Origin of the sequence: Streptomyces sp. Ru71 (assembly GCF_002920535.1) — a bacterium.
Lineage (GTDB): Bacteria > Actinomycetota > Actinomycetes > Streptomycetales > Streptomycetaceae > Streptomyces.
Map to the genome: position 1 here is coordinate 51,298 of NZ_PQSS01000007.1, position 11,546 is coordinate 62,843.

General features: G+C 71.2%; 10 protein-coding genes and 1 tRNA gene. 4 read left to right on the forward strand and 7 right to left on the reverse strand.

The window, feature by feature from the left end; all coding sequences use genetic code 11:
• Positions 1-59: 59 nt before the first annotated feature.
• From C3489_RS06580 to C3489_RS06590, 3 genes are all read left to right on the forward strand, one after another.
• Positions 60-785, forward strand: coding sequence for a response regulator transcription factor (locus C3489_RS06580; RefSeq protein WP_103780800.1), 726 nt, complete (start codon positions 60-62; stop codon positions 783-785).
• Entirely contained in the window at positions 782-2,161 is a 1,380-nt protein-coding gene (locus C3489_RS06585; RefSeq protein ID WP_103780801.1) for a HAMP domain-containing sensor histidine kinase, read from the forward strand. The genes C3489_RS06580 and C3489_RS06585 overlap by 4 nt, the downstream gene beginning before the upstream one ends.
• A 195-nt stretch (positions 2,162-2,356) precedes the next feature.
• Positions 2,357-3,829 carry a cellulose binding domain-containing protein gene (locus C3489_RS06590; protein WP_103780802.1) on the forward strand — a complete coding sequence of 491 codons (1,473 nt, stop codon included), beginning with the start codon at positions 2,357-2,359 and terminating at the stop codon, positions 3,827-3,829.
• 24 nt (positions 3,830-3,853) lie between these two features.
• Here the strand turns inward: C3489_RS06590 and C3489_RS06595 are convergent, their stop codons facing one another.
• The 4 genes from C3489_RS06595 to C3489_RS06610 form a co-directional block, all read right to left on the reverse strand.
• Positions 3,854-5,290 carry a GH1 family beta-glucosidase gene (locus C3489_RS06595; protein ID WP_103780803.1) on the reverse strand — a complete coding sequence of 479 codons (1,437 nt, stop codon included), beginning with the start codon at positions 5,288-5,290 and terminating at the stop codon, positions 3,854-3,856.
• 139 nt (positions 5,291-5,429) lie between these two features.
• On the reverse strand, positions 5,430-6,323 hold the full coding sequence (locus tag C3489_RS06600; protein WP_103780804.1) for a carbohydrate ABC transporter permease: 894 nt from the start codon (positions 6,321-6,323) through the stop codon (positions 5,430-5,432).
• Positions 6,320-7,351 carry a carbohydrate ABC transporter permease gene (locus tag C3489_RS06605; RefSeq protein WP_103780805.1) on the reverse strand — a complete coding sequence of 344 codons (1,032 nt, stop codon included), beginning with the start codon at positions 7,349-7,351 and terminating at the stop codon, positions 6,320-6,322. The genes C3489_RS06600 and C3489_RS06605 overlap by 4 nt, the downstream gene beginning before the upstream one ends.
• The gene (locus C3489_RS06610; protein ID WP_103780806.1) at positions 7,348-8,682 is read right to left on the reverse strand and encodes an ABC transporter substrate-binding protein; all 1,335 of its coding nucleotides are present in this window, start codon (positions 8,680-8,682) and stop codon (positions 7,348-7,350) included. Before C3489_RS06610 ends, C3489_RS06605 begins: the two co-directional genes overlap by 4 nt.
• A 321-nt stretch (positions 8,683-9,003) precedes the next feature.
• Here C3489_RS06610 and C3489_RS06615 point away from each other — a divergent pair, with 321 nt between their 5' ends.
• The gene (locus C3489_RS06615; RefSeq protein ID WP_103780807.1) at positions 9,004-10,059 is read left to right on the forward strand and encodes a LacI family DNA-binding transcriptional regulator; all 1,056 of its coding nucleotides are present in this window, start codon (positions 9,004-9,006) and stop codon (positions 10,057-10,059) included.
• Between the two features lie 28 nt (positions 10,060-10,087).
• Here C3489_RS06615 and C3489_RS06620 read toward each other — a convergent pair whose 3' ends face one another.
• The 3 genes from C3489_RS06620 to orn all read right to left on the reverse strand — a co-directional run bounded on the left by C3489_RS06620 (position 10,088) and on the right by orn (position 11,458).
• Complete coding sequence (locus C3489_RS06620; RefSeq protein ID WP_181139535.1) at positions 10,088-10,588, reverse strand: GNAT family N-acetyltransferase; 501 nt, start codon at positions 10,586-10,588, stop codon at positions 10,088-10,090.
• A 77-nt stretch (positions 10,589-10,665) separates the two neighbouring features.
• Positions 10,666-10,738: transfer RNA gene (locus C3489_RS06625), tRNA-His, on the reverse strand.
• A 111-nt stretch (positions 10,739-10,849) separates the two neighbouring features.
• A complete protein-coding gene (orn, locus tag C3489_RS06630) occupies positions 10,850-11,458 on the reverse strand; it encodes an oligoribonuclease (RefSeq protein ID WP_103780809.1) in 609 nt (202 codons plus the stop codon).
• Positions 11,459-11,546 lie beyond the last annotated feature (88 nt).

Consider the following 11,546-nt stretch of genomic DNA (forward strand, 5'->3'; position numbering starts at 1 on the left):
TGCCGGGAGTTGTCCACAGGCCCGCACCGGCGTCCGGCGCATGGCGTACGGTGCGGCGCATGGCAAGTGTGCTCGTGGTCGAGGACGACCAGTTCGTACGCTCGGCGCTCATCCGGCATCTGACCGACGCCGCCCACACGGTGCGCAGCGTCGGCACGGCGCTGGAGGCGCTGCGCGAGGTCGCCCATTTCCGCTTCGACGTCGTCATCCTGGACCTTGGACTGCCCGATCTGGACGGCTCCGAGGCGCTGAAGATGCTGCGCGGCATCACCGACGTACCGGTGATCATCGCCACCGCCCGTGACGACGAGGCGGAGGTGGTACGGCTGTTGAACGCCGGCGCGGACGACTACCTCACCAAGCCGTTCTCCCCGGAGCACCTGTCGGCGCGGATGGCCGCCGTGCTGCGCCGCGCCCGGGCCGGCGCCTCGGACACCCCGCACTCCACCGTGATCCGGGTCGGCGGCCTCACCGTCGACCCGCTGCGCCGCCAGGCCGAACTGGACGGCGTCCGCCTCGACCTCACCCGCCGCGAGTTCGACCTGCTCGCCTTCCTCGCCGGCCGCCCCGGTGTCGTCGTCGCCCGCAGGGAACTGCTCGCCGAGGTGTGGCAGCAGTCCTACGGCGACGACCAGACCATCGACGTCCATCTGTCCTGGCTGCGCCGCAAACTGGGCGAGACCGCCGCCAACCCGCGCTACCTGCACACCCTGCGCGGGGTCGGCGTGAAGCTGGAGCCACCGCAGACGGCGGAGCCACCGCAGACAGCGGAGCCACCGCGATGAGGTGGGCACTGGTGCGGGTGTGCCTGGCGGTCACCACGATGGTCGTGGTCGCCTTCGCCGTCCCGCTCGGCCTGGTCATCAAGGAGATGGCCCACGACCGGGCGCTGTCCAACGCCGAACGGCAGGCGGCGGTCGTGGTGCCGGCGCTGTCCATCACCACCGACCGCGAGCAGTTGGAGCGGGTCGTCGCCTCGGCCGGCACGGACGACGGCATGGCGATCCACCTTCCGGCCGGTGACGGCAAGGCCGCCCTCGACCTCGGCCGGCAGCGCGCCGACGGCCAGGACATCGAGGCGGTACGCAGACTGGGCCGCGCCTCCACCGCGAAGGTGCCCGGCGGTTCGGTGCTGCTGCAGCCGGTCGCGCTCAGCCTCGGCACGGTCGTGGTCGAGGTGTACGTCCCGGAGTCGGAGGTCAGCTACGGCGTCGGCACGGCCTGGGCGGTGCTCGCCGGGGTGGGTGTCGCGCTGGTCGTGGGTTCCGTCGCGGTCGCCGACCGGCTGGGCGTGCGGATGGTCCGCCCGGCCCAGCGGCTGGTGGAGGGCGCGCACGAACTGGGGGAGGGCAAGCTGGGCGCGCGGGTGCCGGAGGAGGGGCCGACGGAGCTGCGGCTCGCGGCGGTCGCGTTCAACTCCATGGCCGACCAGGTCGTCCAGCTCCTCGCCAACGAGCGGGAGCTGGCCGCCGATCTCTCGCACCGGCTGCGCACCCCGCTGACGGTGCTCAGACTGAACGCGGCCTCGCTCGGCGACACGCCCGCGGCCGAGCAGACCCGGGCCGCCGTCGCCCAGCTGGAGCGCGAGGTCGACACCATCATCCGCACCGCCCGGGAGGCCAAGCCGCAGACCGCGGCCGCCGGGCCGGGAGCCGGCTGTGACGCGGCCGAAGTGGTGCGCGAGCGCATGGAGTTCTGGTCGGCGCTGGCCGAGGACGAGGGCCGCAAGTGGCGGCTGGCCGGGGTGGACCGCCCGGTGCGCATACCCGTGGCGCGCGCCGACCTGGCCGCCGCGCTGGACGCGCTGCTCGGCAACGTCTTCCGGCACACCCCGCAGGGCACGGCCTTCGCGGTCGACGTGCACAACGGCGAGGACGCGGTGCTGGTGCTGGTCTCCGACGCCGGGCCCGGCATACCCGACCCGGAGGCGGCCATGGCGCGCGGCCAGGGCTCGGGCAGCGACGGCTCGACCGGCCTCGGCCTGGACATCGTGCGCCGGCTCGCGGAGTCCACCGGCGGTGACGTACGCATCGGCTCCTCGGTCCTGGGCGGCACCGAGGTGCGGATCTGGCTCCAGCTGGACGGCCGCCGGAGCGTGCCCGGCCGCCGGGGACACCGGGGGAGCGTACGGCGGCGCAGACGCACGGCCGGAGCCCGCTGAGGACGGCCACCGGAGCCGCGACGGGCCTCCGCAATGCCTCTGTAATTGGTCTCTACCTTTAACCGCCCCCGATCCCTTCCTTAAGCGCACCCTAAGAAGCTCAACGGCCGTCTGCATCAGGACATTTGTCCGATTCGGGCTCGCTAGCGTGCTGCCGCATCTCACCCCCCGTGAACAGCGAAGGCAGGCACGCCCATGAGCACGCACCGGCGCAGGATCAGTGGCAGGAACAAGGCGATCGGCGCTCTCGTCGCCGCGGCCGTCGCGGGCGGCGGCGCCGTCCTGCTCACCGGCACGGCCCAGGCGGCCGGCGTCGGCGCCGTGTACACGAAGACCAGCAGCTGGTCGACCGGGTACACCGCGCAGTACGTGGTGACGAACAACAGCGGTCAGGCCGAGCAGGACTGGACCCTGGAGTTCGACCTGCCGGCCGGCGCCCGGCTCGGCTCCCTGTGGAACGGCGAGTCGAGCGTGAGCGGACAGCACGTCACCGTCAAGCCGCCGAAGTGGGACACCGACGGTCTGAAGGCCGGTGAGTCCGCCACCGTCGGCTTCGTCGTCGACGGCACCGGCGACCCGACGGGCTGCCGTATCGACGGCGGAGCGTGTTCCGCCGACGGCGGCGCCACCCCGGAGCCCAGCGGCCGCCCCACCCAGCCGCCGACCCCCACCCCCACGGCAACCCCCACGGCGACCCCCACCGCCCAGCCCACCCGGACGCCCACGGCGACCCCGACCCCGACCGCCACCGGCGGCACCGGCACCGGGAACACCACCTCCGCCGGCTTCGCCCCCTACGTCGACACCTCCCTCTACCCGGCGTTCGACCTGCTGAAGAACGCCGACGCCACCGGCGTGAAGAACTACAACCTCGCCTTCGTCACCGACGGCGGCGGCTGCACCCCCAAGTGGGGCGGCGTCACCGACCTCACCGCCGACGCCGTGGCCGGCCAGATCGGCGCCCTGCGCGCCAAGGGCGGCGACGTCCGCGTCTCCTTCGGCGGCGCCTCCGGCACCGAACTGGCCACCTCCTGCTCCTCCGCCGACGCCCTGGCGGCCGCCTACGGCAAGGCCGTCGACGCCTTCAAGCTCACCAAGGTCGACTTCGACGTCGAGGGCGGCGCGCTGCCGAACACGGCCGCCAACACACGCCGCGCCCAGGCCATCGCCAAGCTCCAGCAGAGCCACCCCGGCCTGGACGTCTCCTTCACCCTGCCGGTCATGCCCGAGGGCCTCACCCAGGACGGCGTGAACCTGCTCTCCAACGCCAAGTCCAGCGGCGTGAAGATCTCCGCCGTCAACATCATGGCGATGGACTACGGCCCCGCCTACAGCGGCGACATGGGCACCTACGCCGAGCAGGCCGCCACCGCCACCCAGGCCCAGGTCAAGGGGGTCCTGGGGCTGTCCGACAGCGCGGCCTGGAAGGCGGTCGCCGTGACCCCGATGATCGGCGTCAACGACGTCTCCTCGGAGGTCTTCAAGGTCGACGACGCGACCCAGCTGGTGGCCTTCGCCAAGTCCAAGGGCCTGGGCTGGCTGTCGATGTGGTCGGCCACCCGCGACAAGGCCTGCGCCGGCGGCCCCAAGCCGTCCGCCGACGCCACGTGCAGCTCGATCGCCCAGGACCCGTCCGCCTTCTCCAAGGCGTTCGCGGCCTACAACTGAGCCCTTACGGCTGAACCCTTCGGGTTAGGCGGCCTCCACCGGCGGCAGGGTGCCGGTGCGGGCCGCCCGGCCGTACCAGTGGGCGCTGGACTTCGGGGTGCGGGCCAGGGTGGCGTAGTCGACGTAGATCGCGCCGAAGCGCTTGCCGTAGCCGTAGGCCCACTCGAAGTTGTCCATCAGGGACCACAGGTAGTAGCCGCGCACATCGGCGCCGTCGGTGAGGGCGCGGCGCACCGCCGACAGATGGGCGTGCAGATAGGCGATGCGCTCCGGGTCGTGCACCCGGCCGTCGTGGTCGGGCTTGTCGTCGTAGGCGGCGCCGTTCTCGGTGATGTACAGCGGCAGCCCGGGAGCCTCGCGGTGGTAGCGCATGATCAGCTCGTGCAGGCCGGTCGGGTCGATCGTCCAGCCCATCTCGGTGCGCTCGCCCGGCGTCTGGTGGAAGGCCACGTCGTCGGCGGCCGGCCAGGGGGAGTGCTCGCTGGCCCCGTGACCGTCGGCGCGCGGGCCGGGCCGGTCCGGGTCCGCCGCAGAGACCAGGGCCGGGGTGTAGTAGTTCAGCCCGAGGGCGTCCAGCGGCTGGTGGATCAGGCGCAGGTCGCCGTCGTGGACGTAGGACCAGTCGGTGAGCGAGGACGTGGCCTCAAGCAGGGTGCGCGGATAGGCGCCGTGCAGGATCGGGCCGTGGAAGACGCCGTTGGCCAGGTCGTCGATACGGCGGGCCGCCGCGAGGTCGGCCGCCTCCTGCGAAAGGGGGCGCACGACGGAGGAGTTGAGGCTGATCGCCACCTGGTTGCGGGCCGGCATCACCGAGCGCAGCGCGGAGGCGCCCAGTCCGTGCGCCAGGTTCAGGTGGTGCGCGGCGCGCAGCGAGGCCACCGGGTCGGTGCGGCCGGGCGCGTGCACCCCGGAGCCGTAGCCGAGGAAGGCGCTGCACCACGGCTCGTTGAGGGTGGTCCACTGCTCCACGCGGTCGCCGAGCGCCTCGCCGACGATCTGTGCGTACTCGGCGAAGCGGTACGCGGTGTCCCGCTCCGGCCAGCCGCCCGCGTCCTCCAGCTCCTGCGGCAGGTCCCAGTGGTAGAGGGTGAGGGACGGCCGGATGCCGTGCGCCAGCAGCTCGTCCACCAGCCGGCGGTAGAAGTCCAGGCCGCGCTGGACGGCCGGGCCGCGGCCGGTGGGCTGCACCCGGGGCCAGGAGACGGAGAAGCGGTAGGCGGTCAGGCCCAGCTCCGCCATCAGCGCCACGTCCTCGCGGAAGCGGTGGTAGTGGTCGACGGCGAGGTCACCGGTCTCACCGCCGGCCGTCTTGCCCGGCGTATGGCTGAAGGTGTCCCAGATCGAGGGGGTGCGGCCGTCCTCCCGCACCGCCCCCTCGATCTGGTACGCGGAGGTCGCGGCGCCCCAGAGGAAGGCGGGCGGAAACGTCACCGGGTTCACCGGGTTCACGGGCTCAGACATGGAAGCGCTCCCATTGGTGGTCGTGGAGACCTTGGTGGTCGTGGAGACCGACGAGTGAAAGAGAACGGAGAAGAGAAAGGGTGAGGTGGGGGCCGGGGCGGCGGTGGCCCGGCCCCCGGACGGGGTCCGCGCGAGCGGGTCAGCCCTTGACCGCGCCCTGCATGATCCCGCCGACGATCTGCTTGCCGAACAGCAGGAAGGCCAGCAGCAGCGGCAGCGTGCCGAGCAGCGCGCCCGCCATGATCACCGAGTCGTCGGGGATGTAGCCGGTGCCCAGCTGGTTCAGGGCGACCTGCACGGTCGGGTTCTCGCCGTTCAGGGCGATGATCGGCCACAGGAAGTCGTTCCAGGCCATCACGAACGTCAGCAGCCCCAGCACCGCCATCGCCGGGCGGGCCGCCGGGAAGACGACGTGCCACACGACCCGCAGGCTGGACGCGCCGTCCACCCGGGCCGCCTCGATCAGCTCGGTCGGCAGCGCCCCCACCAGGTACTGCCGCATGAAGAACGTACCGAAGGCGCTGACCAGGGTCGGCAGGATCACGGTCTGCAGATGGTTCGCCCAGTGCAGGTCCGTCATCCACAGATACAGCGGTACGACGGCCAGCTGCGGCGGGATCATCATGGTGCCGATCGTCAGCAGCAGCAGCGTGGAGGAGAAGCGGAACCGCAGCTTGGCGAAGGCGAACCCGGCCAGCGTGGAGAACAGCACCGTGCCGGCGGTGATCGTGGCCGCGACGAACGTGGTGTTCACCATCGCGGTGCCCATGCCGGCCTGGTCCCAGGCGGTTTCCAGGTTCTTGAACAGGTTGCCGCCGAACCACAGCGGCGGCGGCGTCTGCGCCAGCCGGGTGTTGGTGCGCGAGGCCGCGATCGCCGTCCACACCAGCGGGGCCAGCGAGACCAGCGCGAACACGACGAGCACGACATAGGTGACCGGGCCGGCGTGCAGCTGCTTGCCCGCGCCCATCACCCGGCGCCGTCCCTCGCGCGGGGCGGTCTTGCGCGGCAGAGTCAGGTCACTGGTGGTCATTGAGCCTTCCTCAGCCGACGGGAGACCAGCAGGTTGAGCGCGGCGACGACCAGCAGGAGCAGCAGCATCGTCCAGGCGATCGCGGACGCCTTGCCGAGGTTGCCGATGATGAAGCCCTGGTCGTACATGTACAGGCCGAGGGTCTGGAACTGGTGCTCCGAGCCGCCCTTGGAGCCGCTCACGCCGCCGAACAGCAGCGGCTCGCCGAACAGCTGGGTGGCGCCGATGGTGGAGACGACGACGGTGAACAGGATCGTCGGCCGCAGCATCGGGATCGTCACGTGCCGAAACTGCTGCCAGCGGTTCGCGCCGTCGATCGCCGCCGACTCGTACAGGTCGGCCGGGATCGCCTGCATCGCCGCCAGGTAGATCAGCGCGTTGTAGCCGGTCCACCGCCAGATCACGATGGAGGACACCGCCAGCTGCGAACCCCAGTCGGACTCGTGCCAGTTGACGGGCTTCTGGCCCAGCAGATCGAGGACCCAGTTGACGATGCCGTTCTTCTCCGGGGAGAACAGCAGCGCGAACACCAGCGTCGCGGCGGCCACCGAGGTGGCGTACGGGGTCAGCATCACCACCCGCCACACGGTCGAGCCGCGCAGCCTGAAGTTCAGCAGATGCGCCAGCCAGAGCGCGGCGGCGAGCTGCGGCACGGTGGAGATCAGCCCGATGGTGAAGGTGTTCTCCAGGGCGTTCCAGAAGAACTCCGAGGACAGCAGCTGCTTGTAGTTCTCAAGCCCCGCCCAGCTCTGCCCGTCCAGGTCGGACAGCTGCACATGGTGCAGCGAGTACCAGGCGGTGTACAGCAGCGGCACCAGCGAGAAGGCGCCGAAGATCACGAAGAAGGGGGCGATGAACGCGTACGGCGACGCCTTCATGTCCCAGCGGTACAGCCGGCTGCGCCAGGAACCGGGGCCGCCGGGCGGCGTACCGCGACCGTGAGCGCCCCGGGCCGCGCCCGGCTGGGAGCCGGGCGCGGCCTCGGCGCTCGACGCGGGGTGCGCGAGAGCCTGGTCGGAGCTGGTCACTGGCCGAGCACGTCCTTGACTTCCTTGGTGGCCGCTTCCCAGCCCTGCTCGGGCGTCTTGCCCTTCTGCTCGACCTGGACGATGCCGATGTCACAGATCGCGGTGTCGATCGGCTTGTCCTTCGCGCCGAGCGGCTGCGCCGGGATGGTCTTGGCCGCGTCGGAGAAGATCTGCGTCAGCGGGGCGTTCGAGAAGTACGCCAGGGTGTCGGGCTGCGGCTTCAGGGCCGCGTACGCCGCCGGGGAGGACGGGAAGCTGGCCTGCTTGGCGAAGACCTTCGCCTGCTGCTCGGGCGCGGTCAGCCACTTCGCCAGCTCGATGGCCTCCTTCTGGTGCTTGCCCGCCTTCGGCACGCCGATGAAGGAGCCGCCCCAGTTGCCGGCGGTCGGGGCCGCCGCCACGTCCCACTTGCCGCTGCCGGCCGCGCCGGACTTCTCCTGGATGTAGCCGATCATCCAGGCCGGGCAGGCCACGGTGGCGAAGGTGCCGTTGGCGAACGCCTGGTCCCACGGCTTGTCGAACTGCTTCAGCTTGGCCGACATGTCGCTGGTCGCCACGCCCATGGCGGCGTTCCAGGCCTTCTTCACGCCCGTGGACTTGTCGTAGACGACGTTGCCGTCCTTGTCGTAGTTGCGCTCGGTCTCGCCGCCGAGGACCGCGTTGTAGACGGAGGAGGCGGAGTCGACGAACTTGGTGCCGCTCGGGGCCTTCTTCATGTACTGCTTGCCGAGGTCGACGTACTTGTTCCAGTCGCCCTTCCACAGCGCGGCGAGCTTGGTGCGGTCGGTCTCCAGGCCGGCCTTGGCGAACAGGTCCTTGCGGTAGCAGACCGCCATCGGGCCGATGTCGGTGCCGAGCCCGATGAGCTTGCCGTCCTTGGTGGTGGCCTGGGCGTTCTTCCAGTCCAGCCACTGCGACTTGTCGACCTCCTTGCCGAGGTCGACGAACTTGTCGGCCTGGGTCTGGACGGCCTCGGTGACGTTGCCGATCTCGATGGCCTGGACGTCGTCGGTGCCGGAGCCGGCCTGGAGGCGGGTGAGCACCTTCGGCCAGTAGACGTCGGTCTTGGTGGTGACGTTCTCCTTAATGACGATGTCCGGGTGGAGCTTCATGTACTCGTCGTACAGACCGGCCTGCTTGTAGCCGAAGACGCCGAAGGTGCCGACGGACAGCGTCACCTTGCCCTTGGCGTTCCCCCCTCCGCCGCCGCCGTTGCCGTCGCTCGACGAGTCGTCGTCGTCACTGGCGCAGCCTGCCAGCAGTCCCGTGGTGAGTACGGCGACGGCCGTCAGGGCCGTCAGCCGGTGGGACCGGCGGGTACTCGTGCGCATTGCGTCCTCCTGTTGCCTGACGTGCCGACCCCCCGGCCAACTGCATCGGTTGGGCCCGTTCGTGCTCGCTGCGGCTCGGGCGGGGAACGTGCGGGACGTGTATGTGTCAGGTACTGTGGGAGCGCTCCCACAAGTGATGTGTTGAAGAGTCGTGGGTTCGTGCGGGGGTGTCAAGGGCACGGACACGGAGAAGTGCGTTCAGTTATCGGGCTGTTAACTGGAGTTGAGGATTCCGGCGGAGGTGTCACGGGGCGGTCACCTCCCGTGGCGGGGCTGTTAGATTCCAGGCCAGCGGGACGACGACAGCGGGAGGCGGAGCGCATGGCAGGCCACGGAGCGCGGGGACGGAGCGGGGGCCGGCCCACCCTCGAAGAGGTCGCCGCGCGCGCCGGTGTCGGCCGGGGCACGGTGTCCCGGGTGATCAACGGCTCACCGCGGGTCAGTGACGCCACCCGCGCCGCCGTCGAGGCCGCCGTCGCCGAGCTCGGTTACGTCCCCAACACCGCGGCACGCGCCCTGGCCGCCAACCGCACCGACGCGATCGCCCTCGTCGTCCCCGAGCCGGAGACCCGCTTCTTCGCCGAGCCGTACTTCTCGGACATGCTGCGCGGTGTCGGCGCGGAACTCACCGACACCGAGATGCAGCTCCTGCTGATCTTCGCGGGCAACGACCGCGAGCGGCGGCGGCTCGCCCAGTACCTGGCCGCGCACCGGGTGGACGGCGTCCTGCTGGTCTCCGTGCACGCCGACGATCCGCTGCCCGACCTGCTGGACCAGCTGGAGATCCCCGCGGTGATCAGCGGCCCCCGGTCGGCCGGGGAGACCCTGCCGTCGGTGGACTCGGACAACTACGGCGGCGCCCGGCAGGCCGTGGAGCACCTGCTCTCCCGGGGCCGGACCCGGATCGCCCACATCACCGGCCGCCTCGACGTCTACGGCGCCCAGCGGCGCGTCGACGGCTACCGGGACGCGCTGCGGGACGCGGGCCGGGAGGTCGAGGAACGGCTCATCGAGCCCGGGGACTTCACCGAGGAGGGCGGCCGGCGGGCGATGACGAGCCTGCTCGCCCGGTGCCCCGAACTGGACGCGGTGTTCGCCGGCTCGGATGTGACGGCGGCCGGGGCGCGGCAGGTGCTGCGGGAGGCGGGGCGGCGGATCCCGGAGGACGTGGCGCTCGTCGGGTACGACGACTCGGCGATAGCCCGGCACATGGATCCCCCGCTGACGAGCGTGCGGCAGCCGATCCAGGAGATGGGGCGGCGGATGATCGACCTGCTGCTGACCGAGATCGCGGACCGCCGGCCGGCGGTCTCCCGGGGGCTGGAGCGGCGCCGGGTGGAGCTGCCGGCGGAGCTGGTGGAGCGGGCCTCGTCCTGAGCGGGGCCGGCGGCGGTCGCGGGGGCGGCTACCGCCGCAGCCGCCAGCGGGTCTCGCCGTCGTACTCCTCCTCGGTGGGCTGAAGACCGGCTGCTCGCGCCACGGCCGCCGAGGCGAGGTGAGCGGGGTGGATGTGGGCGACGACGGTACCGATCGACGGCTGCCGGCTCAGCCAGTCCACCAGCCCGCGCGCGGCCTCGGCGGCGTAGCCGTGGCCCTGCCAGGGGGTGCCGACGACCCAGGCGACGGAGGCTTGCGCGGCCGGTGTGTCCACCGTGGCCTGCACGGTGCCGATCAGCCGGTCCTCCGCGCGCAGCCGCAGCACCCAGTTGCACCAGGAGACCGCGGGGTCGGGCGAACCGGCGACGAGACGCTCGTAGCGAGCGCGCAGCGCCTGCCGGTCGAGCGGTGTGCCCCCGATGAAGGTGTGCAGAGCGGGGTCGGACAGCACCGCGGCCATCTCCACCGCGTGCTCGGGGAGCAGCGGTACGAGGTCCAGGCGGCTGGTGCTGAGCGGCTCGGCGTACAGGGCGGCCCCCCGGTGGAAGCGTCGGTGAACGCAATCAGCCGGTGACCTTACGCGAAGGTCACCGGCTGATTACTCAGGGTGAGTGACGGGACTCGAACCCGCGACATCCTGGACCACAACCAGGTGCTCTACCAGCTGAGCTACACCCACCATGACCGGTGCCTGGGATTCTGTCGTTTCCCCGACCGGCCGAGAAAAAGTGTACAGGGTCCGAAGGGGTGCTCGCGCCCGCCTTTCGCGGCGCCCCTCCGTGGGACCCCGTCAGCCCTGCTGAGCAGGCAGTACGTGCTTGGCCGCGATCGTCTTGGCGGTGTCGGAGTCCGGGCCGGGCTGCGGAACGAAGATCGCCTCGCGGTAGTAGCGCAGCTCGGCGATGGACTCGCGGATGTCGGCGAGGGCGCGGTGGTTGCCGTTCTTCTCCGGACTGTTGAAGTACGCCCTCGGGTACCAGCGGCGGGCCAGCTCCTTGACGGAGGAGACGTCGACGATCCGGTAGTGGAGGTAGTCCTCCAGGGTGGGCATGTCACGCAGCAGGAAGCCGCGGTCGGTGCCGACGGAGTTGCCGCACAGGGGCGCCTTGCCGGGCTCCTTCACGTACTCCTTCACATACGCCAGGACCTGTTCCTCGGCGTCCTTCAGCGTCGTGCCGTTCGGGAGCTCCGCGAGCAGCCCGGACGCGGTGTGCATCTGACGCACCACTTCCGGCATCGTCTCCAGGGCGCGGTCCGGCGGACGGATGACGATGTCGACGCCTTCGCCGAGCACGTTGAGCTCGGAGTCGGTGACGAGGGCGGCCACCTCGATGAGCGCGTCGTCGGACAGCGAGAGGCCGGTCATCTCGCAGTCGATCCACACCATGCGATCGTTCATGCGTCTCACCTTACGGCGCGCGGTGCCTGCGGCGCCGGGCCCGTCTTCGTCTGCGGGTGCCTGCGGCGCTGGTGCCGTATTTGTCTGC